This is a genomic window from Pseudomonas sp. LA5 (assembly GCF_028640825.1).
In the GTDB taxonomy this organism is placed as follows: Bacteria; Pseudomonadota; Gammaproteobacteria; order Pseudomonadales; family Pseudomonadaceae; genus Chryseomonas; species Chryseomonas aestiva.
The window spans coordinates 167,038-190,296 of sequence record NZ_JAQYZY010000049.1 but is presented as its reverse complement, the minus strand read 5'-3'; the positions used below and the strand labels follow the sequence as shown (position 1 = coordinate 190,296).

Below are 23,259 nucleotides of genomic sequence, written 5' to 3'. Positions count from 1 at the left end.
CAGGACTGACAGCATGATCAACAAAGAAGGCCACACGCAGCACATCTCCCAGCAATACAACGTCGAACTGGAAGAGGTCCGCAGCCACCTGCTGGCCATGGGCGGTCTGGTGGAAAAGCAGGTCAGCGACGCCGTGCGCGCGGTGATCGACGCCGATGCCGGCCTGGCGCGCCAGGTGCGCACCATCGACGACCAGATCGACATCATGGAACGCGGCATCGACGAGGAATGCTTGCGCATCCTGGCCCGCCGGCAGCCCGCGGCCTCCGACCTGCGCCTGATCATCAGCATCTCCAAGTCGGTGATCGACCTGGAGCGCATTGGCGACGAGGCCTCCAAGATCGCCCGCCGCGCCATCGAGCTGACCGAGGACGGTGAGGCCCCGCGCGGCTACGTCGAAGTCCGCCACATCGGCGAACAGGTGCGCAAGATGGTCCATCAGGCGCTGGACGCCTTCGCTCGCTTCGACGCCGAACTGGCGCTCTCGGTGGCCCAGTACGACAAGCTGATCGATCGTGAATACAAGTCCGCGCTGCGCGAATTGGCCACCTATATGATGGAAGACCCGCGCTCGATCTCGCGGGTGCTGAGCATCATCTGGGTGCTGCGCTCCCTGGAGCGGGTCGGCGACCACGCGCGCAACATCGCCGAACTGGTGATCTACCTGGTGCAGGGCACCGACGTACGGCACATGGGCCTCAAGCGCATGGCCGAAGAGGTCAATCGGTCGCGCGAATGATCCGCCCGGTCACTCCCCCGGTGGCGTCCCGGACCTGCCTGCTATGCTGGAAGACTTGGCATGGAGTGACCGATGAGCAAGTTGAACGTACTGGTGGTGGATGATGCGCCCTTCATTCGCGATCTGATCAAGAAGGGCCTGCGCAACCTGTTTCCCGGGCTGGTGGTGGACGAGGCGGCCGATGGTCGCCGCGCCCAGACGCTGCTCGGCAAGCAGCGCTTCGACCTCATCCTCTGCGACTGGGAAATGCCCGGCATGACCGGTCTGGAACTGCTGAGCTGGTTTCGTGCCCAGCCGGACCACAAGGGCGTGCCCTTCATCATGGTCACCAGCCGCGGCGACAAGGAAAACGTCGTCCAGGCCATCCAGGCCGGGGTGTCCGACTACATGGGCAAACCCTTCTCCAACGAACAGCTGGCGGCCAAGGTCAAGAAGGCCCTGCAGCGCACCGGCAAGCTCGCCGAGTTGCAGGCCGGCGCCCAGCCACGCCCTGCCACCGGCTTCGCCAATGACTCCCTCGGCGCCCTGACCGCCGGCCGCAGCGACGTGGTCCAGCCGGTCGCCGCCCCGGTGGCGGCCCCGGCTGCCACCTCCAGTGCCGCCCTGCTCACCGGCGGCGCGCCGCCGCCACCCGCCCGCGGCAAGCCCGCCGCCAATTTCGGCCAGGGCCAGCTGCGCCTGCCCAACGCCAGCATGGCCTGCCTGATCAAGGCCATCAGCATCAAGGAGGCCCTGCTGGTGGTCCGCCGTGGCGATCCGCTGCCGCAGATCCTGGAAACCGCCGTGCTCGACCTGGAGCAGGGCGAAGATGGAGGCGACGTGGCGCGCCTCAATGGCTATCTGCATTCCCTCAGCGCGGTGGAAGCGACCCCGGCCAGCGAGTGGGTGCAGGTCAACTTCCGCTTCATCGACCGTGACCCGGCCAAGCTCGACTACCTGTCGCGACTGATCGCCAAGGGCACCGCCCAGCGGCACTACGTGCCGGGCGCCTAGAGCAGGGCGGCGCCATGCAGAGGCTGGCACGGAGACTGCTTCGCACTGCGACACCGCGGATTTCTGACGCCTTGCCCATGCCCCTTGCCTGTCGCCTGCTGCTGCTGTCGCTCGTCCTTTCGGGTCCCGCCCTGGCGGCGCCCATCTACAAGTACGTGGATGCCAACGGCGTGGTCACCTACACCGACAAGGCGCAGAAGGGCGCCAAGGTTATGACCTTCAGTGACGACCCCATCGAGCGGCTCGACCAGCGGGTCAAGCTGCAGCCGCGGCACTATGCCGGCGGTACGGTGCTGGAGGTGCGCAACGACAGCTTCCTGCCAGTGACCGTCACCCTGCGCCTCTCGGCGCTGCAGAATGTCAGCGGGGTGGGCGAGGCGCCCATCCGCAAGGTCCTGCCGGCGCGCAGCCTGACGCGCCTGGCGACCCTGATCGCGCCCGATCCGGGCCGTCCGCAACGCTATACCCCGCAGCTCACCACCCTGATGGGCAGTGCCACCCCGGTCTTCGCCTCCGGTTTCGCCTATCCGCTGCCCTGGCTGGGCGGACCCTTCAACGTCAGCCAGGGCGCCGGCGGTGGTTTCAGCCACAACACGCCCAAGAGTCGCTATGCGGTGGACATCGCCATGCCCGAGGGCACGCCCATCGTGGTCTCGCGCGCCGGTCAGGTGGTGGAGGTGGAGAACGACCAGGATGGGCGCGGCAATCACCCCTCCGGCAACTTCGTGCGCATCCTCCACGACGACGGCACCATGAGTGTCTACCTGCACCTGCAGCGCGGTTCGATCAAGGTCGCCGAAGGCCAGTGGGTGCGCCCGGGCCAGGCGCTGGCGTCTTCCGGCAACACCGGACGCAGCACCGGGCCGCACCTGCACTTCGTGGTCCAGCGCAACACCGGCGAAGCGATCGAATCCATCCCCTTCCGCTTCGCCCAGGCGGTGGACAGCCTGCCGAACTTCGCCGTCGGCGGACCTTGAGCGCCGGGGTCAGCCCTGGGCGTCGAGGTACTCGCTGGGCGAGACGCCCAGTACCCGGCGAAACATCCGGGTAAAGGCCGAGGGCGAAGCATAGCCCAGGTCCAGGGCCACCCGGGTCACCGGCTCGCCGGCGGCCAGTCGCGGCAGGGCCAGCATCAGCCGGGTGTGCTGGCGCCAGGTGGAAAAGCTGGTGCCGGTTTCCTTGAGGAACAGCCGCGCCAGACTGCGCGAGCAGAGGTGCAGCTGCTGCGCCCAAGTCGCCAGTGCCGTGTCGTCGGCGGGATCGGCGTGCAGACTGGTCTGGATGGCCCGCAGGCGCCGGTCGGCCAGCGCCGGCAGGTGCAGGGCGGTCTCTTCGAGAAACACCAGCTCCGCCAGCATCAGCGCCCGTACGTGGCTGCCCAGCTCGGCCTCGCCGTAGGAAGCGCCGCCGCGTCTCAGGCAGCGCAGCAATTCGCGCAGCAGCGGCGAGATGAGCACCATGCGGGTGGCCGCCTGGGGACAGGGCAGGCCGCTCGGCAATTCGATGATCACCACCTGCAGGGTGGCCTCGCCATTGGCCCGCGCCTGGTGCTCGATGCGCGGCGGAATCCAGATCGCCTGCTTGGGCGGTACGTACCAGACCCCTTCGTGGGTGGTGACCTCCAGCACGCCGTTGACCGTGTACATCAGGTGCGCCTGATCGTGCACATGCGGCGGCCACACCTGGCCATGGGCGAAGGTGCTGAGCTGGGACACCAGGGGACCGGCAGGCGGGATGGGGGCATCCGCCACTACGCTCCGCGCTCGGTCGATTGTCTGTTCCTGCATAACAGCTGTCCGTTTCGGTTGGGCCGGGTCCAGGTGCCAGGGCCTAACCTGCAGCACTATGGCCGGAGCATCGGGCGCGCCCAGGGGTGACCCCTCTGCACGCCGCAAACCTGCCTCTCGCGGGAGTGTCGCACAGAACACCCGCCGCTTGGCTGACCTGCCTGAACCATCAGGCCTGTATTGAACTACCGTCCGATCGGTGGCAGCGTGGCACAGGGATTTGAGTGCCACGCTTTTTTATTTGCGTCGATGCTTTGCCAGCGGCTTCACAAAGCCGGGGTTTGGCCGTCGCCCAGTCTGCATGGCTTTGTTAGGTTCTGTCCTTGCCCATCATGGTGGCCCTATGCCATGGACCGACGCCTGACCGCCCTGATCTCCTGCCTGACCCTCGCCCTGGCCATGCCCGCCCCCGCGCCGGCTGCCGAAAAGGCGACCCTGACCAAGACCTCCGCCAAGAGCCCGGCCCGCAAGGGGCAGGTCAAGCTCAAGGTACGCAATGCCAGTGAAGGCCGCATCTTCGAGGTTCGCAACGATTTCGACGTACCCGTGCGGGTCGAGCTGCGCCTGCAGCGCACCGTCAACGTGGCCGGTGCCGAGCGCCCGATCCGCCAGGTCATCGAGCCGCGCTCCACGGTGCAGCTGGCGGTGATCCGCAAGCGCCAGCAGGGCTTTCCCATGCACTTCGAACAGGCCTTCAGCTACAGTCCGCAGCTGCCGGTCGGCACCCTGCCGCCGCTGGCGACGGATGTCGCGGGTGCTGCCGACAACGGCATCGGCTATGGTTACGCCTGGCCCTGGCGCCAGGGTGTCTACTACGTGACCCAGGGCGCGGGCGGCGATTTCAGTCACCACACGCCCAAGGGCCGCTATGCCGTGGACATCGCCATGCCCGAGGGCACGCCGATCAGCGCCGCCCGGGCCGGCACGGTGATCGACGTCGAAAACGGCCAGTTCGGCCATGGTCCCAACCCCTCCGGCAACTTCGTGCGCATCGCCCACGAGGACGGCAGCCAGAGCGCCTACCTGCACCTGCGCCGCGGTTCGGTCAAGGTGCGACCCGGCGAGCGGGTGGAGATCGGCACGCCCCTGGCGGAGTCGGGCAACACCGGTCGCAGCACTGGTCCCCATCTGCATTTCGTCGTCCAGGCCCACACTGGCGGTGAAATGGTCTCCATTCCCTTCCGTTTCGTGCGACCGCTGGCGGCCCTGCCCAACATGGCGCTGGGCGACCGCTGAGTCCGCGCTTAAGGGCGTTCCAGACCGGCTGACGCCACCGGGCCCATCCAGGGCCCAGGCACCCTGTCGCCGGTAGAAATCCCTTGGCAGAAACAGGCCTGGTGGCGTTATGCTATCACCACGCTATTTCCTCCAGGGCGCGGGCTCTACCGCGGCCTTTCCTTCCTTCAGGCTACGGATGCCGCCCCATGAAAGGATTCCTGGCCGCCCTGTGCGCCGGTGGGCGCAATCGGGCTTTGCACCTGCTGGTCCTGCTACTGATCGCCCTCGACGGCCAGGCGCAGGTGCTGCGGCTCGACGATCCGGCGCGCAGCTACGATCCCCGCCCGGCACTGGAGATTCTCAAGGCGCCCGCCAGTCTGACCTTTGCCGAGGCCGCCGCGCGCCCAAGCGGTGGCGAGGACGGCTGGCATGCGCCGGATGAGCTGGAAATGCTGCTCCATGACGGTCGCCAGGGTCTCTGGCTGCGCTTCGCCATCCAGGGCCGCGACGACCAGGCCTGGTGGCTGATTCCGACCTGGCCGGTGCTGGATCGCCTGGACCTGCGCACCCGCGCTGCCGATGGTCGCTGGAGTCCGCTGCAGCGCAGCGGTCTGGCGCTGCCGGCGACGCAACGGGCGCTGCCCGGGCGCCAGCTGATGTTCGCCCTGGCGCCGACCGCGGGCGCCGTGGAGGAGGTCTACCTGCGGCTGGATTCGCGGGAGACCTTCGTCCTGCCGCTGCGCCTGGTCACCCCGGCCACCTATCTGCGCGAGGCCCAGCAGGATGCCTGGCTGGTCGGCAGCTTCTTTGGCTGCCTGATCACCATCCTGCTGCTGACCCTCACGCTGTGGGGTTTCGGCCGCCGCTCGGGCTTTGGCTGGTACGCCCTCTATCTGCTCAGCGTCATCGGCTATCAGGCGGTCACCAGCGGCTATGGCGCCTGGCAACTCTGGCCGGAGAGCCCGGCCTTCGCCCTGCGCGCGCACCTGGCCTTCGCCGCCCTGTGCTTTCTGAGTGGCGGGGTGTTCGTGCGCTATCTGCTCAGTCTCTATCACGGCGGTCGCTGGATCGATTTCGGCAATCGTCTGCTGATCGGCTACTGGAATGTGGCGCTGGTCGTCACGCTGATCTGGCCGGACCTGCTGAGCTTCCAGGAAATGCTCGGCATGATGGCGCTGAGTTGCCTGGGCCTGCTGGGCACCACCACCTACCTGGCGCTGCGCGGCAGCCGCATGGCGCTGTGGTTCAGTGCCGCCTGGGCCCTGCTGTTGCTGGGCAGCGCCATCCAGCTGCTGGCTGTGGCCGGCTGGCTGGCCGCCGACAGTCCGGCCTTCCATGGGCAGATGGCCGGTTTCGCCCTGGGCTTCGTGATGCTGTCGCTGGGGCTCACCGAGGGCCTGAGTCTGCAGCGGCGGGCGCGAATCGAGGCCCAACGGCAGGCCCTGGAAGCCTCCACCGCGCTGGCCCGGGAGCGCGAGGCCTCCTTTGTCGAACTGGAGTTGCGGGTGGCGCTGCGCACCGTGGAGTTGCAGCAGGCCAAGGCTTCCCTGGAACGACTGAATCGCGAATTGCTGCACCAGAGCCAGACCGATCCCCTGACCGGACTCGGCAACCGCCGGCATTTCGAGCGCCTCTTCCAGCAGGAGATCCGCCGCGCCATCCGTGCCGAACTGCCACTGGCGGTGCTGCTGGTGGACATCGATCACTTCAAGGCGGTCAACGACACCCATGGCCACACCCTGGGCGACGAATGCCTGAGGTGTGTGGCCGAGGTGTTGCGCCAGCACGTCCAGCGGGCGGGGGAGGTGGCGGCGCGCTATGGCGGCGAGGAGTTCGTCATCACCCTGCCCGGGAGCGACCAGGTCGCGGCCCGGACGCTGGCGGAGCGCATCCGCAAGGACGTGGCGGCGCTGGAATTGCAGACCGAGCACGGACGCCTGCGGCCGTCGATCAGCATCGGGGTCGCGGTGACCGTGCCGAGCAATCTCGAACACGGCCTGGGGCTCCTGGAAGACGCCGATCGGGCGCTCTATGCGGCCAAGCGCGGCGGGCGCAATCGTGTCTGCCTGAGCGATGGCCTGCCGGCGCTGGGCAGCGGACGCGGCTGAGGCCGCGCGCCCTCAGCGCTCTTCCGGCGGGCGCCGGCGGACGTCCTTGGGGTCCAGCTTGATGACCTTGGCCAGGACGATCTTGGGACCCTTCATCTTCTTGACGATGATGCGCAGCCCTTCGGCCTCCAGCACCGTCTCCTCTTCCGGAACGCGCTTCAGGCTGTCGTAGATCAGCCCGGCCAGGGTCTCGGCCTCGACGTGATCCAGGTCGATGCCCAGCAGCCGCTCGACCTTGAACAGCGGGGTGTCGCCACGCACCAGCAGCTTGCCCGGCTGGTAGGCGACCACGCCGCGCTCGGTCTTGCGGTGTTCGTCCTGGATGTCGCCCACCAGGACCTCGAGCACGTCTTCCATGGTCAGGAAGCCGATGACCTTGTGGTCGGCTTCCTCCACCAGCACGAAGTGCGCGCCGCCGCGGCGGAACTGCTCCAGCAGGTCGGACAGCGGCATGTGCTTGGTCACCCGCTCCAGCGGATGCACCAGGTCGTCGAGGTCGAAGGAGGCGGCTTCACTGTCCAGGCCGGCGATGGCCAGGAGCAGGTCCTTGATGTGCAGCACCCCGGTAAAGGTCTGGCTGTCTTCGTCATAGACCGGGTAGCGGCTGTACTTGGAGCGGCGGATCTGGGTGAGGATCTCGTCCAGGCTGGCCTTGCTGTCTAGGTAGATGAGGTCTTCGCGGGAATTGGCCCAGTCCACCACCTCCAGCTCGCCCAGCTCCACCGCCGAGGCCAGCACCCGGGCGTCCGGGTCGGTGGCGCGGTTGGAGTGCAGGATCAGCTTGAGTTCGTCGCGGCTGTAGTGGTGCTCGTGGTGCGCGCCCGGCTCGCCCTGGCCGGCGATGCGCAGGATGCCGTTGGCGCTGGCGTTGAGCAGCCAGATGGCCGGGTACATCAGCCAGTAGAACAGGTACAGCGGCACCGCCGTCCACAGCGAGAGCAGGTCGGGCTTGCGGATCGCCCAGGACTTGGGCGCCAGCTCGCCGACCACGATGTGCAGGTAGGAGATGATGAAGAACGCCGAGAAGAAGGCGATGCCGTGGATCACCTCGGGACTGCTGACGCCGACGGCGCCGAGCAGGGGTTCGAGCAATTCGGCGAAGGCCGGCTCGCCGACCCAGCCCAGGCCCAGGGAGGCCAGGGTGATGCCGAGCTGGCAGGCGGAGAGGTAGGCGTCGAGCTGGTTGTGCACCTTCTTGAGGATGCGCCCGCGCCAGCCATGCTTCTTGGCGATGGCTTCCACGCGGGTGGCGCGCAGCTTGACCATGGCGAACTCGGCGGCGACGAAGAAGCCGTTGAGCAGCACGAGGAAGAAGGCGAAGAACACGAGGCCGAGATCGGCGAACAACGTCGAGGCGAGACTGGTGGAAGGGTCCATTAGGGCCGAGAGCTGCAGAAAGGTCGGCTAAGCATGGGGGCGGGGCAGGGCAGTTGCAAGATGTTGCGCCCGCTGGAGGGACGGGGCGCACCCTGGGCTGACGGACAGTGGCTCTGGCGCCGATGTTTGCCGGCGGGCCTTTTTCGCTAGGTCCAGCCTTCCAGACGCATGGTGGCCCGCACCAGGCGCTGCTCTTCCTGCTCGATCTCGCGCAGGCTGTCCCTGACACTGTGGATGTGCTCGCGGGCGGCGGCATGGGCTTCGTCGGGCAGGCGCTGGCTCACGGCGGCATAGAGGCGGGCATGCTGGGCGTCGATTTCGCGGCGCTGCGGTGGCCGATGATAGAGATTGGCGATGCAGGCGAACACCGAGCCCAGCAGCAGCTCGTTGAGCGATTGCAGGGTGTGCACCAGCACCGGGTTGTGCGAGGCCTCGCTGATCGCCAGGTGGAAGGCGTGGTCGAGGCGGGCGTGGGTTTCCGCCGGCAGGCTGGCCGGATCCTGGCAGGCGGCGCACAGCTCGTCGTAGCGGCGGCCGATGAGCACCAGGTCGGCGGTGGTGGCGCGCAGCGCGGCCAGGCGCGCGGCTTCGCCTTCCAGCAGGGCGCGGACTTCCAGCAGGTCATAGAGGGTGCGCGGCTGGCTGCTGAACAGGTGCAGCAACGGATTCTCCGCCGCCGGCGCCGCCAGGCGGGCGACGAAGCTGCCCTGGCCGTGGCGGGTCTCGATGATGCCACGGGCGCGCAGCAGCCCCAGGCCCTCGCGCAGGGCGGTGCGGGAGACGCCGAGCTTGTCGCACAGGCGGCGCTCGGAGGGCAGCGGCTGGCCGACCTTGAGCACCCCGTCCACCACCAGCCGTTCGATCTGCTGGCTGACGTTCTCGGCGACGGGAAGGCGGGCGACGGGTGCGGACATAAGGATTTCCTGCTGGTATGACCACGAGGTTCCATCCTAGTGAGCCATCAGCCGGATTTGCCGTCAAGCAGGCTGAAACCTGCTAATCCTTTGGTCGAAGAGGGCGTAAAAACTGGTATGACCAGTGTGTTGGGTCATGGACGCCCTGGTCGCAGTCGGGGTACAACAAAGCCTCTCCAGCCAGAACAACAACAAGGGTGGTTACCCGATGAGCCTGGTCTACGACGAACGTCTCGACGGCGCCTTGCCCCGCCCGGACAAGGCGCAACTGCTGCAGCGGTTGCGTGTCGAACTGCCCGAGCACTGCCTGCTGCACGACAGGGAAGACCTCAAGCCCTACGAATGCGATGGCCTGGCGGCCTATCGCACCACGCCGCTGCTGGTGGTGCTGCCGGAAACGGTGGAGCAGGTGCAGGCGACCCTGCGCCTCTGCCATGAGCTGAACGTGCCCCTGGTGGCACGCGGTGCCGGCACCGGTCTCTCCGGTGGCGCCCTGCCACTGGAGCAGGGCGTGCTGCTGGTGATGGCGCGCTTCAATCGCATCCTCGACGTGGACCCCGATGGCCGCCGTGCCCGGGTCCAGCCCGGGGTGCGCAACCTGGCCATCTCCCAGGCCGCGGCGCCCCACGACCTCTACTACGCCCCCGATCCCTCGTCGCAGATCGCCTGTTCCATCGGTGGCAACGTGGCCGAGAACGCCGGCGGCGTGCACTGCCTGAAATACGGCCTGACCGTGCACAACGTGCTGGCGGTGGAGATCGTTACCCTGGAGGGCGAGCGCCTGACCCTGGGCAGCGCCGCCCTGGACAGTCCCGGCTTCGACCTGCTGGCGCTGTTCACCGGCTCCGAGGGCCTGCTCGGCGTCGTGGTGGAGGTGACCGTCAAGCTCCTGCCCAAGCCGCCCTGTGCCCGGGTGGTGATGGCCAGCTTCGCCGACATCGAACGCGCCGGAGCGGCGGTGGCCGACATCATCGCTGCCGGCATCATCCCCGGTGGGCTGGAGATGATGGACAACCTGACCCTGAGAGCCGCCGAGGACTTCATCCACGCCGGCTACCCGGTGGACGCCGCGGCCATCCTGCTCTGCGAGCTGGACGGGGTGGAAGCCGACGTGGCCGCCGACATCGAGCGCGTCAGCAGCCTGCTGGCCGCCGCCGGCGCCACCGAGATCCGCCTGGCCCGCGACGAGGCCGAGCGGCAGAAATTCTGGGCCGGGCGCAAGAATGCCTTTCCCGCGGTGGGGCGGCTGTCGCCCGACTACTACTGCATGGACGGCACCATTCCACGCCGCGCCCTGCCCGAGGTACTGCGCGGCATCGAGGCGCTGTCCGCGGAATACGGCCTGGCGGTGGGAAATGTCTTCCATGCCGGCGACGGCAACCTGCATCCGCTGATTCTCTTCGATGCCAATAGGCCCGGCGAGCTGGAGCAGGCCGAGGCCCTGGGTGGTCGCATCCTCGACCTCTGCGTGGCGGTGGGCGGCACCATCACCGGCGAACATGGCGTGGGTCGGGAAAAGATCAATGCCATGTGCACCCAGTTCCAGTCCGGCGAACTGCTCTTCTTCCACGCGGTGAAGGCCGCCTTCGATGCCCCCGGGCTGCTCAATCCCGGCAAGAACGTGCCGACCCTGCACCGCTGCGCCGAATTCGGTGGCCTGCACGTGCATCGTGGCCAGCTGCCCCACCCCGAACTGGAGCGCTTCTGATGGACAGCCTGGAACTGCTCCTCGACCAGGTCCGCGAGGCCCTGGTCCGTCGCCAGCCGCTGCGCATCCATGGCGGCGACACCAAGGCCCACCTGGGGCGTGCGGTCGAGGGCGAGCCGCTGGACGTCAGCGGCCACCGCGGCCTGGTGCACTACGACCCCACCGAACTGGTGGCCACGGTCCGTACCGGCACGCCGCTGGCCGAACTCGATGCCGCCCTGGCCGAGCGGGGGCAGATGCTGCCCTGCGAGCCGCCACGGCTGGGGGAGGGCGCCACGGTCGGCGGTACCCTGGCCTGCGGCCTCTCCGGTCCGCGCCGGCCCTGGGCCGGCAGCCTGAGGGATTTCGTCCTGGGCACCCGCTTGATCACCGGCACCGGCGAGCACCTGAGATTCGGTGGCGAGGTGATGAAGAATGTCGCCGGCTACGACGTCTCTCGCCTGCTGGCCGGTAGCCAGGGTTGCCTGGGGGTGATCACCGAGGTGTCCTTCAAGGTGCTGCCCAGGCCGCGTTGCAGCCAGAGTCTGAGCCTGGAACTGGACGCCGCGCGCGCCCTGCAGCGCCTCGCCGTCTGGGGCCGCGAAGCCCTGCCGATCTCGGCGGCCTGTCATGACGGGCAGCGGCTGCAGCTGCGCCTGGAGGGCGGCGAGGGCTCGGTGCGCTCGGCCGTCGATCGCCTGGGCGGTGAAGCCCTGGGCGAAGCCTTCTGGGACGAGCTCAACGAACAGCGGCTGGCCTTCTTCGACGACCCCAGGCCGCTGTGGCGGCTGTCGGTACCGGTCAATACCCCGCTGCTGGAGCTGCCCGGCAGCCTCTTGCTGGACTGGGGCGGTGCCCAGTACTGGCTCAAGAGCGATGCCCCGGCCACGGTCCTGCGCGAGATCGCCGAGCGTGCCGGTGGCCATGCGCTGTGCTACACGCCGGACGCCGAGCGCGAGGCCCAGCACCCGCTGCCCGCCGCGCTGCTCGACTATCACCGCCGCCTCAAGGCGCGCTTGGACCCCCAGGGGATCTTCAATCCGGGTCGGCTGTACGCCGGGCTGTAGGGGAAAGACGTCATGCAAACCAATCTGAGTCCCGCCGCCCGTGAACTGCCCCGCGCCGCCGATGCCGAGCGGGTGCTGCGCAGCTGCGTGCACTGCGGCTTCTGCAACGCCACCTGCCCGACCTACCAGTTGCTCGGCGACGAGCTGGACGGGCCGCGTGGGCGCATCTATCTGATCAAGGGCATGCTCGAAGGCGGCGAGGTCAGCGAGAAGACCCGCGAGCACCTCGACCGCTGCTTGACCTGCCGCAATTGCGAGACCACCTGTCCCTCGGGCGTCTCCTACCACGAATTGCTCGACATCGGCCGCGCCGAGGTGGAGCGCCGGGTGCCGCGGCCGCTGGGCCAACGCCTGCTACGCGCCGGGCTGCGCCAGGTGCTGCCGCAGCCCTGGCTGTTCGGCGCCCTGCTGAAAGGCGGCCAGGCGCTGAAGCCGCTGCTGCCGGCCGGCGTCCAGGCCAAGCTGCCGGCGCGCATCGCCGCCCCGGGCATGCGTCCGGCACCGCGCCATGCCCGGCGCATGCTGATCCTCGAAGGCTGCGTGCAGCCTGGGCTGTCGCCCAATACCAATGCCGCCACCGCGCGGGTGCTGGATCGCTTCGGCATCAGCCTGGACGCCGCGCCCCGCGCCGGGTGCTGTGGCGCGGTGGACTATCACCTCAATGCCCAGGAAGCCGGCCTCGATCGCGCCCGGCGCAATATCGATGCCTGGTGGCCGGCGCTGCAGGGCGGCGCCGAAGCCATCATCCAGACCGCCAGCGGCTGCGGCGCCTTCGTCAAGGAATACGCCAGCCTGTTGAAGGACGACCCGGCCTATGCCGCCAAGGCGCGGGAAGTCTCGGCGCGCACCCGCGACCTGGTGGAGGTGCTGCGCGAGCTGCCGCTGGAAGAGCTGCAGCTGCAGGACACCCCGCGGCTGGCCTTCCATTGCCCCTGCACCCTGCAGCACGCCCAGCGCCTCGGTGGCGCCGTGGAAGACGTCCTGCAGCGCCTCGGCTTTCCGTTGGCGCCGGTGCCGGACGGTCACCTCTGCTGCGGTTCGGCCGGCACCTATTCGCTGACCCAGCCGGACTTGTCGCGGCGGCTGCGCGACGCCAAGCTCGATGCCCTGGAGAGTGGTCACCCCGAGGTGATCGCCACCGCCAACATCGGTTGCCAGAGCCATCTCGACGGCGCCGGGCGCACCCCGGTACGCCACTGGATCGAAATCCTCGACGCGGCCCTGGCCGCTCCGACCCAACCCTTAACCCTGGAGGCCCCATGAACACCAAAGCCGTGCTCACCCTTGCCGAGATCAACACCCTGCTGGCCGCCGGTCGCGCCGAAGCCGAACGCCAGGGCTGGGCCGTGTGCATCGCCGTGGCCGATGACGGCGGCCATCCGCTGGCGCTGTTGCGCCTCGACGGCGCCGCGCCGAACAGCGCCTACATCGCTCCGGAAAAGGCCCGCAGCGCTGCCCTGGCGCGCAAGGAGTCCAAGGTGCTGGAAGAGATGATCAACAACGGCCGCACCGCCTTTCTCAGCGCTCCGCTGATGCAGGGCATGCTCGAAGGCGGGGTACCCATCCTGGTGGACGGCCAGGTGGTGGGCGCGGTTGGCGTCTCCGGCGTCAAGGCGCCGGAAGATGCGCAGGTCGCCAAGGCCGCCATCGCGGCACTGGGTTAACCCTCTCTCGACAGTTTCGTTATCAAGGAAAGCCATCATGACCGACCGCACTACCCTGGGCCGCCTGCAGGTGGCCACCGAACTGCAGCGTTTCATCAACGAGGAAGTGCTGCCCGGCACCGGGCTCGACACCGCCGCCTTCTGGTCGGGCGTGGACACCCTGGTGCACGAGTTGGCGCCGCGCAATCGCGAACTGCTGGCCGAGCGTGATCGCCTGCAGGTGGAGCTGGACACCTGGCACAGCACCCATCCCGGTCCGGTCACCGATCTGCCCGCCTACCAGGCCTTCCTCGAAGGCATCGGCTATCTGCAACCGGTCCCCGGCCAGGTGCAGGCCTCGACGGCCGGCGTCGACCGCGAGATCGCCGAGCAGGCCGGTCCGCAGCTGGTGGTGCCGGTGCTCAACGCCCGCTACGCCCTGAACGCCGCCAACGCGCGCTGGGGTTCGCTGTACGATGCCCTCTATGGCACCGACGCCCTGCCCGAGAGCGAGGGCGCCGAACGCGGCAAGGGCTACAACCCCACCCGCGGTGCCAAGGTGGTGGCCTTCGCCCGCCAGGTGCTGGACGGCGTGGCGCCCCTGGCCAGTGGCTCGCACCGGGACGCCACCGCCTACCGCATCCAGGACGGTCGCCTGGTGGTGGACCTCAGGAGCGGCACCAGCGAACTGGCCGATCCGGCCGCCTTCGTCGGCTACCAGGGCGATGCCGCCGCGCCGTCCGCGGTGCTCTTGCGCCACAACGGCCTGCACCTGGAGATCCAGATCGACCGCGCCAGCACCATCGGCAAGACCGACGCCGCCGGGGTCAAGGACCTGCTCATGGAAGCCGCGGTCAGCACCATCATGGACCTGGAAGACTCCATCGCCGCGGTGGACGCCGCCGACAAGGTCTTGGCCTATCGCAACTGGCTGGGCCTGATGAAGGGCGACCTGGCCGAAGAGGTCAGCAAGGGTGGCGAGACCTTTACCCGGCGCCTCAACCCCGATCGCGAGTACCAGGGCGCCGACGGCCAGCCGCTGAGCCTGCACGGGCGCTCGCTGCTGTTCATCCGCAACGTCGGCCACCTGATGACCAATCCGGCGGTGCTGCTGGAGGACGGTCGCGAGATCCCCGAAGGCATCCTCGACGCCCTGGTCACCGTGACCATCGCCATGCACGACCTCAAGCGCCAGGGCAACTCCCGCAGCGGCTCGGTGTACATCGTCAAACCGAAGATGCACGGCCCGGCCGAGGTGGCCTTCGCCGTGCAGCTGTTCGACCGCGTCGAGGCCCTGCTGGGGCTGCCGGCCAACACCGTCAAGCTGGGCATCATGGACGAGGAGCGCCGCACCAGCGTCAACCTCAAGGCCTGCATTGCCGCCGCCGCGGCGCGGGTGGCTTTCATCAACACCGGCTTCCTCGACCGGACCGGTGACGAGATGCACACCGCCATGCTGGCCGGGCCCATGCTGCGCAAGGGCGACATGAAGACCTCGAAGTGGATCACCGCCTACGAGCGCAACAACGTGCTGGTCGGCCTGGCCTGCGGCCTGCGCGGCAAGGCGCAGATCGGTAAGGGCATGTGGGCCATGCCCGATCTGATGGCCGCCATGCTGGAACAGAAGATCGGTCATCCCAAGGCCGGCGCCAACACCGCCTGGGTACCGTCGCCCACCGCCGCCGTGCTGCACGCGCTGCATTACCATCAGGTCAACGTCCAGCAGGTGCAGCAGGAGCTGGAACGCAGCGACGTCGACGCCGCCCGTGGCGAGTTGCTCGCCGGGCTGCTCAGCGTGCCGGTGGCCGAGTCGCCGGACTGGTCCGCCGAAGCCATCCAGCAGGAACTGGACAACAACTGCCAGGGCATCCTCGGCTACGTGGTGCGCTGGGTCGACCAGGGCGTGGGCTGCTCCAAGGTGCCCGACATCCATGACGTCGGCCTGATGGAAGACCGCGCCACCCTGCGCATCTCCAGCCAGCACATCGCCAACTGGCTGCACCACGGCGTGGTCACGGCCGCACAGGTGGACGAGACCCTGCAGCGCATGGCCAGCGTGGTCGATGGCCAGAACGCCGGCGATGCGCTCTACGAACCCATGGCCGGCCACTTCGACAGCTCCTACGCCTACCGCGCCGCCCGCGACCTCATCTTCAAGGGCCGCGAGCAGCCCAGCGGCTACACCGAGCCGCTGCTGCACGCCTGGCGGTTGAAGAAGAAGGCGGGCGCCTGATCCGGCCAGGGCTCCCGTCCGGCGCGGGCGGGAGCCGCTTCTGCACGGAGCGGTGCCGGCGGTCCTCCGACCACCGCCTCTTCCCTTGCCACTGGCGAATTTTTATACTATCGGGTCCCCCGTTCCCGGGATCATCATCGCCACGAGGAAGACCATGGCCCGCGTTACTGTCGAAGACTGCCTGGACAACGTAGACAACCGATTCGAGCTGGTCATGCTCGCCACCAAGCGCTCGCGCCAGCTGGCCACCGGCGGCAAGGAGCCCAAGGTACCGTGGGACAACGACAAGCCCACCGTTGTCGCCCTGCGCGAAATCGCCGAAGGCCTGGTCGACGAGGAAGTCATCCGTCTGGACGACATCGTCGAAGAAGAGCCGCTGTTTGCCGCTTTCGAAGTCAACGAAGAAGCGGACGGCGAGGCCCTCTAAGCCATGGCCGCCGAGCCTGCGTATGGTGACGCCCGCCCGACCGGCATCGACTTGCTGGCCGAGCGTCTGGCGGACTACCTGACCCCCGACCAGGTCAATCTGGTCAGGCGGGCCTACTACTACGCCGAGCAGGCTCACGATGGGCAGCGCCGCCGCAGCGGCGAGCCCTATGTCACCCATCCGCTGGCCGTCGCCAACATCCTCGCCGACATGCACATGGACCATCAGAGCCTGATGGCGGCCATGCTGCACGACGTGATCGAGGACACTGGTATCGCCAAGGAAGCCCTGGTCGCCCAGTTCGGCGAAACGGTGGCGGAGCTGGTGGACGGGGTCAGCAAGCTGACCCAGATGAAGTTCGAGACCAAGGCCGAGGCCCAGGCGGAGAACTTCCAGAAGATGACCATGGCGATGTCCAAGGACATCCGCGTCATCCTGGTCAAGCTGGCCGACCGGCTGCACAACATGCGCACCCTGGACGCCATGCCGCCGGACAAGAGTCGGCGCATCGCCAAGGAAACCCTGGAAATCTACGCGCCCATCGCCAACCGGCTGGGCATGCACGATTTCTACGTGGAATTCGAGGACCTGGGCTTCCGCGCCATGCACCCGATGCGCGCCGAACGCATCCAGCGGGCGGTCAAGACCGCGCGGGGCAATCGCCGCGAGATCCTCGGCAAGATCCAGGAATCCCTGGCCAACTGCCTGGCCCGCGACGGCCTGGACGGCGAGGTGGTCGGCCGCGAAAAGCACCTGCACAGCATCTACCAGAAGATGCGCGGCAAGCGTAAGTCGTTCAACGAGATCATGGACGTCTACGGCTTCCGCATCATCGTCGACAAGGTCGACACCTGCTACCGGGTACTCGGTGCGGTCCACAACCTCTACAAGCCGTTCCCGGGGCGCTTCAAGGACTACATCGCCATCCCCAAGGCGAACGGCTACCAGTCCCTGCACACCACCCTGTTCGGCATGCACGGCGTGCCCATCGAGATCCAGATCCGCACCCGCGAGATGGAAGAGATGGCCAACAACGGCATCGCCGCCCATGGCCTGTACAAGGCCGGCGGCGACGAGCCGCGCGCCAGCCACCTGCGCGCGCGCCAGTGGGTGAAGGGCATCCTCGAGTTGCAGCAACGCGCGGGCAACTCCCTGGAGTTCATCGAGAACGTGAAGATCGACCTCTTCCCCGACGAGGTCTACGTCTTCACCCCCAAGGGTCGCATCATGGAGCTGCCCAAGGGCTCCACGGCCGTGGACTTCGCCTATGCGGTGCACACCGACGTGGGCAACAGCTGCATCGCCTGCCGCATCAATCGCCGCCTGGCGCCGCTGTCGCAGCCGCTGGGCAGCGGCGAGACGGTGGAGATCGTCACCGCGCCCGGTGCCCGGCCCAATCCGGCCTGGCTCAACTTCGTGGTCACCGGCAAGGCGCGCACCAACATCCGCCACGCGCTCAAGCAGCAGCGGCGTTCCGAGTCCATCAGCCTTGGCGAGCGCCTGCTGAACAAGGCGCTGTCGGGCTTTGGCACCCAGCTGTCGAAGATCTCGCCGATGCGCATCCTCTCGGTACTGGGCGAGTACAAGGGCGTGGTGCTGGAAGACCTGCTCGAAGAGATCGGCCTGGGCAATCGCATGGCCTACGTGGTGGCGCGGCGCCTGGTGTCCGGCAGCGAGCAGGAAGAGCCGCTGGAGCCGCAGCCCGGCACCACGCCGCAGGGTCCGCTGGCCATCCGCGGCTCCGAAGGCCTGGTGATCAGCTACGCCAAGTGCTGCACGCCGATTCCGGGCGATCCCATCGTCGGCCACCTGTCGGCCGGCAAGGGCATGGTGATCCACCTGGAAAACTGTCGGAACATCGCCGAATTCCGGCACAACAGCGAAAAATGCATCGTGCTCAACTGGGCCAAGGACGTCACCGGCGAATTCAGCGTCGAGTTGCGTGTCCAGCTGGAGCACCAGCGCGGCCTGATCGCCGTGCTGGCCAACAACGTCACTGCGGTGGACGCCAACGTCGAGAAGATCGGCATGAACGAGCGCGACGGCCGGGTCAGCGTGGTCCAGCTGGTGGTCAGCGTGCGCGATCGCGTGCACCTGGCGCGGGTGATCAAGAAGCTGCGCACGCTCAAGGGCGTGGCCGGTATCACTCGGGTTCGCAGCTGAGAACCTGCTCACGATCTGCTGCGCGTCGGCCAAACGGCGTTGAAAATGCCTTCGGAATGCTCATTTACCCCTCGTAAACTCCGCTTCCTCAGCATTTTCGCCTTGTTTGCCTCTAGCTCGCACGATTGTGAACAGGTTCTGAGGTTGCAGCGGGTCGCCACCGGCTTGCAGAATCGGTCCTTTCCCGCACAGGAGCGACCCATGAGCAAGCAAGTGATCCACACCGACAAGGCGCCCGCCGCCATTGGCACCTATTCCCAGGCGATCAAGGTCGGTGACACCGTCTATCTCTCCGGGCAGATCCCGCTCAACCCGACCAGCATGGAGCTGGTGGACGGCTTCGAAGCCCAGGTGGTCCAGGTGTTCGAGAATCTCAAGTCCGTCGCCGAAGCCGCCGGTGGTTCCCTGGCCGACATCGTCAAGCTGAACATCTTCCTGATCGACCTTGCGCATTTCGCCACCGTCAACGAAATCATGGGCCGCTACTTCCAGCAGCCGTATCCGGCGCGCGCCGCCATTGGCGTGGCGGCCCTGCCCAAGGGCTCCCAGGTGGAAATGGACGGGGTGCTGGTGCTGGGTTGATCCCGCACAGGACCCGTAGGTTGGGCTGAGCGCAGCGAAGCCAAGCAATAAGCGCGCTGATGGCTCGGCCTGTTGGGCTTCGACGATGGAGCCGTCTCAGCCCAACCTACGGAATCATCGTGGCCCCATCTGAGGGCCGCGATAGCCCAAAAGAAAAAAGCCGACCGTCTCGCGACGGTCGGCTTTTTTATGCCCGAGTGATCAGGCCGGGATGGACTTGATCTTCGGCATCCGCGCCCAGCAACGGTGCTTGGCGATGGCGGCGAAGAAGTCCTGCTGCACCGCCTTGAAGTCGCCGCCGGTGAGCAGCGCCTCGTCGGGGCTCAGATAGACCGCCTTGAGCAGCTGTTCGGCTTCGCCGGTGAGGGCGATGGCCTTGAGGTGTTTGTAGGCTTCCAGCAGGTAGTGCTTGATCACGCCGTCGTCGAGCATGGCCTTGACGCTCTCGGCGCCGCCCGGCACATAGACCGCATCCAGCGCTACCGAAGGCATGCCCTCGGCCGAGCCGTCCACGGCCACTTCGCTGCCGTCGGCCGCCTTGACCGGACCGGCGGTGGGGCCGAGCACCTTCACGTGGGCACCTTCGGCCTTGAGCGCCTGCTTGATGGCCGCCACTTCGCTGGCGATGACGCCGTCACCCACCAGTACCGCCACCTTGAAGCCCTTGATGTTGCCGGACAGCAGGTTGAGCTGGCTCAGCGCTGGCGACTTGTCTATGGACACCTTGCGCGGCTGTACGGTGGGTGCGGTGGGCGGAGTCACGCCGATCTTCTTGGCGACCTTCTGTGCCAGTTCCAGATCGATGTTGGCGAGGATCTCGTTGACCTGCCGTTCGCGGATCCACATCCGCTCGACCTTGCCCAACTCGAAGCTGTAGGCATCGGCGACGTGCGACTGTTCGGCTTCCGACAGGCTGTTGTAGAACAGCGTGGCCTGGGAGAAGTGGTCGCCGAAGGTCTCGCTGCGCTCGCGCACCTTGTGGCCGTCGATACGCTCGTAATAGCTCTCGAAACCGCCATCCTGGGGCGCCGGCGGCGTCTCCTTGGGCCAGCCGCCATCGATGGAGTTGGGCTCGTAGGAGGCACGACCCTTGTCGATGGTCATGCGGTACTTGGCGTCGCGCTGGCCGTTATGGTTCGGCACCACCGGGCGATTGACCGGCAGCTCGTGGAAGTTCGGTCCGCCGAGGCGGCTGATCTGGGTGTCGGTGTAGGAGAACAGGCGACCCTGTAGCAGGGGGTCGTTGCTGAAATCGATGCCGGGCACGACGTGGCCGGGGCAGAAGGCGACCTGCTCGGTCTCGGCGAAGTAGTTATCCGGGTTGCGGTTGAGCACCAGCTTGCCCAGGGGCGTGATGGGTACCAGCTCCTCGGGAATGATCTTGGTGGCGTCGAGGATGTCCCAGTCGAACTTGTGCTCGTCTTCCTCGGGGATGATCTGCACGCCGAATTCCCACTCGGGATAGTCACCGGCCTCGATGGCTTCCCAGAGGTCGCGGCGGTGGGCATCGGTGTCCTTGCCGGCCAGTTTCTGGGCTTCGTCCCACACCAGGGAGCGCACGCCACCGGCGGGTTTCAGGTGGATCTTGACGAAGACGCCCTTGCCCGCGGTGTTGATCATGCGGAAGGTGTGGATGCCGAAGCCCTGCATGCTGCGCAGGTTCACCGGGATGGCCCGGTCGGTCATGGTCCAGAGCACCATGTGCGCCGACTCCGGCACCAGGGAGACGAAGTCCCAGAAGGTGTCGTGGGCGCTGCCGCCGGTGGGAATCTCGTTGTGCGGCTCGGGCTTCACCGCATGGACGAAGTCGGGAAACTTGATGGCGTCCTGGATGAAGAAGACCGGCATGTTGTTGCCGACCATGTCCCAGTTGCCTTCCTCGGTGTAGAACTTGATGGCGAAGCCGCGCACGTCGCGCACGGTGTCACCGGAGCCACGCGGGCCCTGCACGGTGGAGAAGCGCACGAACACCGGGGTCTGGTGGTTGGGGTCGCGGAAGAGGGCGGCCTTGGTCAGGTCGGACCAGTCCTGGTAGGGCTGAAAGTAGCCATAGGCACCGGTGCCACGGGCATGGACGATGCGTTCCGGGATTCGCTCGTGGTCGAAGTGGGTGATCTTCTCCCGCATGATGAAGTCTTCGAGCAGGGAAGGTCCGCGGGTGCCGGCGCGCAGCGAATTCTGGTTGTCGGCGATCTTCACGCCGTGATTGGTACGCAGTGCCTGGCCGGTGGCATCGGAACGGAATTGCTCCAGTTGCTCGATCTTCTTCGAGGTGTTCTGGCGATCCTGGGTGTCGGTGCCGGCGAGTTCACTCTTGGGGGGCGTAGCCATGGAAAGTCCTCATCAGGCGCCTGGAGGGCGCTCTTTGCGTCCCCTACGGAATGTGGGGCGAATTCAGGCAGTCTTCTAGTGACTCGCGGTCCAGAGCCGGTGTTCCGCTTGGCTGAGACGAGGCGACGGGCTGTTCGCCTGGCGCTCGGCCAGGGTCTTGGCTGGCCATATGCCTTTATTGGCGTAATACCCGACAACAAGTGCTAAGCAGATATAAGCGCGCACGTTAAACTGCGCGGCTGGATCACCATCCTGTTGTCTGACGATACCCACAAGGTTTTTCCATTGATCGAATTCCACGCTGTCCACAAGACGTACCGCACGCGCGGTCGCGAGGTCGCGGCGCTCCAGCCGGTCGACCTGAGGATCGAAGCCGGCGAGATCTTCGGCCTGATCGGCCATTCGGGTGCCGGCAAGAGCACCCTGCTGCGCCTGATCAACCGCCTCGAAGCTCCCAGTGGCGGTCGCCTCCAGGTCGATGGCGCCGAGGTCACCACCCTGGGCTCGACCGAGCTGCGCGATTTCCGCCGCCGCATCGGCATGATCTTCCAGCACTTCAACCTGCTTTCGTCCAAGACCGTGGCGGCCAACGTGGCCCTGCCGCTGGAACTGGCCGGCGGCCGCTCGCGGGCGCAGATCACCCAGCGCGTCGAGGAACTGCTGGCGCGGGTCGGCCTGTCCGACCAGGCGCGCAAGTACCCGGCGCAACTCTCCGGCGGTCAGAAGCAGCGCGTCGGCATCGCCCGCGCCCTGGCCACCGAGCCGAAGATCCTGCTCTGCGACGAGGCCACCAGCGCCCTCGATCCCCAGACCACCGCCCAGGTGCTGCAACTGCTTGCCGAACTCAATCGCGAGCTGGGTCTGACCATCGTGCTGATCACCCACGAGATGGACGTGATCCGCCGCGTCTGCGATCGCGTCGCCGTGCTCGATGGCGGCGCCGTGGTGGAGCAGGGCACCGTCGCCGATGTCTTCCTGCACCCGCAGCACCCCACCACCCGCCGCTTCGTGTTCGAGGCCGAGCATCAGGACGAGACCGAACTGGCCGACGCCTATGCCCATGTCGAAGGCCGCATCCTGCGACTGACCTTCCGCGGCGAAGCCACCTATGCACCGCTGCTGGGCCATGTAGCCCGGGAGACCGGTGTCGACTACAGCATTCTCGGCGGGCGCATCGACCGCATCCGGGACGAGCCCTATGGCCAGCTCACCATCGCCCTGGTGGGCGGTGACCTGGACGCCGCCCTGGCTCGCTTCCAGGCCGCCGACGTCACCGTGGAGGTCCTGCGCTGATGGACGAACTCTTCAGCAACATCGACTGGGCCGAGATCTGGCAGGCGACCCAGGACACCCTGGCCATGCTTGGCTGGTCCATGCTCTTCACCCTGATCCTCGGCCTGCCGCTGGGCGTGCTGCTGTTCCTTACCAGCCGCCGCCAGCTGCTGGAGCAGCCGCTGGTCTACGGCATCCTCTCCTTCGTGGTCAACGTGCTGCGCTCGGTGCCCTTCATCATCCTGCTGATCCTGATGATCCCCATCACGGTCTGGCTGATCGGTACATCCCTGGGCGTCGAGGGCGCCATTCCGCCGCTGGTGGTGGGCGCCGCGCCCTTCTTTGCCCGGCTGGTGGAGACCGCCCTGCGCGAGGTCGACCGCGGCATCATCGAGGCGACCCAGGCCATGGGCGCCAGTCTCTGGCAGATCGTCACCCGCACCCTGTTGCCCGAGGCCCTGCCCGGGCTGATCGCGGCCACCACCGTCACCGCCATCGCTCTGGTGTCCTACACCGCCATGGCCGGGGTGATCGGCGGCGGCGGCCTCGGCGATCTGGCCATCCGTTTCGGCTACCAGCGCTTCCAGACCGACGTCATGGTGGTCACGGTGCTCTTGCTGCTGGTGCTGGTCCAGGTACTGCAGATGGTCGGCGATCGCCTCGTCGCCCATTTCAGTCGTCGTTGATTCAGGCCTCATCCACTCGAAGGTTTTGCACA

The 23,259-nt window shown here is 67.3% G+C and carries 19 protein-coding genes; 15 read left to right on the top strand and 4 right to left on the bottom strand.

The genetic code is table 11. The features are described 5' to 3' along the window. The first annotated feature begins 13 nt into the window (after nucleotides 1-13). The 3 genes from phoU (at nucleotide 14) to PVZ72_RS17660 (ending at nucleotide 2,709) form a co-directional block, all read left to right on the top strand. Nucleotides 14-739, top strand: a complete 726-nt coding sequence (phoU, locus tag PVZ72_RS17670; RefSeq protein WP_007161478.1) for a phosphate signaling complex protein PhoU — start codon at nucleotides 14-16, stop codon at nucleotides 737-739. A gap of 72 nt (nucleotides 740-811) precedes the next feature. Continuing rightward, entirely contained in the window at nucleotides 812-1,732 is a 921-nt protein-coding gene (locus PVZ72_RS17665) for a response regulator (RefSeq protein ID WP_133860363.1), read from the top strand. Nucleotides 1,733-1,809: 77 nt separating this feature from the next. Continuing rightward, nucleotides 1,810-2,709: a peptidoglycan DD-metalloendopeptidase family protein gene (locus tag PVZ72_RS17660; protein ID WP_273862596.1), complete on the top strand. Its 900-nt coding sequence runs from the start codon at nucleotides 1,810-1,812 to the stop codon at nucleotides 2,707-2,709. Between the two features lie 9 nt (nucleotides 2,710-2,718). On the opposite strand, the gene PVZ72_RS17655 is transcribed toward PVZ72_RS17660, so the two are convergent. After that, complete coding sequence (locus PVZ72_RS17655) at nucleotides 2,719-3,519, bottom strand: helix-turn-helix transcriptional regulator (RefSeq protein WP_133860365.1); 801 nt, start codon at nucleotides 3,517-3,519, stop codon at nucleotides 2,719-2,721. 348 nt (nucleotides 3,520-3,867) lie between these two features. Between PVZ72_RS17655 and PVZ72_RS17650 the strand changes: the two genes are divergently transcribed. Together PVZ72_RS17650 and PVZ72_RS17645 are read left to right on the top strand one after the other, a co-directional pair. Continuing rightward, a complete protein-coding gene (locus PVZ72_RS17650) occupies nucleotides 3,868-4,755 on the top strand; it encodes a M23 family metallopeptidase (protein WP_187980844.1) in 888 nt (295 codons plus the stop codon). Between the two features lie 188 nt (nucleotides 4,756-4,943). After that, nucleotides 4,944-6,845 (top strand): sensor domain-containing diguanylate cyclase, encoded by a 1,902-nt coding sequence (locus tag PVZ72_RS17645; protein ID WP_187980845.1) that lies wholly within the window; start codon nucleotides 4,944-4,946, stop codon nucleotides 6,843-6,845. A gap of 12 nt (nucleotides 6,846-6,857) precedes the next feature. Here PVZ72_RS17645 and PVZ72_RS17640 read toward each other — a convergent pair whose 3' ends face one another. Next, complete coding sequence (locus tag PVZ72_RS17640) at nucleotides 6,858-8,222, bottom strand: hemolysin family protein (RefSeq protein ID WP_133860368.1); 1,365 nt, start codon at nucleotides 8,220-8,222, stop codon at nucleotides 6,858-6,860. Nucleotides 8,223-8,368: 146 nt separating this feature from the next. Further along, nucleotides 8,369-9,136: a transcriptional regulator GlcC gene (gene glcC / locus PVZ72_RS17635; protein ID WP_183631932.1), complete on the bottom strand. Its 768-nt coding sequence runs from the start codon at nucleotides 9,134-9,136 to the stop codon at nucleotides 8,369-8,371. A gap of 208 nt (nucleotides 9,137-9,344) precedes the next feature. Between glcC and glcD the strand changes: the two genes are divergently transcribed. The 8 genes from glcD to PVZ72_RS17595 all read left to right on the top strand — a co-directional run bounded on the left by glcD (nucleotide 9,345) and on the right by PVZ72_RS17595 (nucleotide 18,938). Then, nucleotides 9,345-10,844, top strand: coding sequence for a glycolate oxidase subunit GlcD (glcD, locus tag PVZ72_RS17630; RefSeq protein ID WP_133860601.1), 1,500 nt, complete (start codon nucleotides 9,345-9,347; stop codon nucleotides 10,842-10,844). Further along, nucleotides 10,844-11,890, top strand: coding sequence for a glycolate oxidase subunit GlcE (glcE, locus tag PVZ72_RS17625; RefSeq protein ID WP_273862595.1), 1,047 nt, complete (start codon nucleotides 10,844-10,846; stop codon nucleotides 11,888-11,890). Before glcD ends, glcE begins: the two co-directional genes overlap by 1 nt. 12 nt (nucleotides 11,891-11,902) lie before the next feature. Then, entirely contained in the window at nucleotides 11,903-13,153 is a 1,251-nt protein-coding gene (gene glcF, locus PVZ72_RS17620; RefSeq protein WP_187980847.1) for a glycolate oxidase subunit GlcF, read from the top strand. Beyond that, nucleotides 13,150-13,554, top strand: coding sequence for a heme-binding protein (locus tag PVZ72_RS17615; protein WP_133860372.1), 405 nt, complete (start codon nucleotides 13,150-13,152; stop codon nucleotides 13,552-13,554). Before glcF ends, PVZ72_RS17615 begins: the two co-directional genes overlap by 4 nt. A gap of 37 nt (nucleotides 13,555-13,591) precedes the next feature. Next, nucleotides 13,592-15,766 (top strand): malate synthase G, encoded by a 2,175-nt coding sequence (locus PVZ72_RS17610; RefSeq protein WP_187980848.1) that lies wholly within the window; start codon nucleotides 13,592-13,594, stop codon nucleotides 15,764-15,766. A gap of 154 nt (nucleotides 15,767-15,920) precedes the next feature. Beyond that, complete coding sequence (gene rpoZ, locus PVZ72_RS17605) at nucleotides 15,921-16,193, top strand: DNA-directed RNA polymerase subunit omega (protein ID WP_007161465.1); 273 nt, start codon at nucleotides 15,921-15,923, stop codon at nucleotides 16,191-16,193. Between the two features lie 3 nt (nucleotides 16,194-16,196). After that, nucleotides 16,197-18,356: a bifunctional GTP diphosphokinase/guanosine-3',5'-bis pyrophosphate 3'-pyrophosphohydrolase gene (gene spoT / locus PVZ72_RS17600; RefSeq protein WP_187980850.1), complete on the top strand. Its 2,160-nt coding sequence runs from the start codon at nucleotides 16,197-16,199 to the stop codon at nucleotides 18,354-18,356. Nucleotides 18,357-18,557: 201 nt separating this feature from the next. Next, a complete protein-coding gene (locus PVZ72_RS17595; RefSeq protein ID WP_007161463.1) occupies nucleotides 18,558-18,938 on the top strand; it encodes a RidA family protein in 381 nt (126 codons plus the stop codon). Nucleotides 18,939-19,139: 201 nt separating this feature from the next. On the opposite strand, the gene katE is transcribed toward PVZ72_RS17595, so the two are convergent. Further along, nucleotides 19,140-21,269: a catalase HPII gene (katE, locus tag PVZ72_RS17590; protein WP_133860375.1), complete on the bottom strand. Its 2,130-nt coding sequence runs from the start codon at nucleotides 21,267-21,269 to the stop codon at nucleotides 19,140-19,142. 285 nt (nucleotides 21,270-21,554) lie between these two features. On the opposite strand from katE, the gene PVZ72_RS17585 reads away from it, so the two are divergent. Together PVZ72_RS17585 and PVZ72_RS17580 are read left to right on the top strand one after the other, a co-directional pair. Continuing rightward, nucleotides 21,555-22,562, top strand: a complete 1,008-nt coding sequence (locus PVZ72_RS17585; protein ID WP_133860376.1) for a methionine ABC transporter ATP-binding protein — start codon at nucleotides 21,555-21,557, stop codon at nucleotides 22,560-22,562. Beyond that, complete coding sequence (locus tag PVZ72_RS17580) at nucleotides 22,562-23,227, top strand: methionine ABC transporter permease (RefSeq protein WP_017639302.1); 666 nt, start codon at nucleotides 22,562-22,564, stop codon at nucleotides 23,225-23,227. The genes PVZ72_RS17585 and PVZ72_RS17580 overlap by 1 nt, the downstream gene beginning before the upstream one ends. Nucleotides 23,228-23,259: the final 32 nt, after the last annotated feature.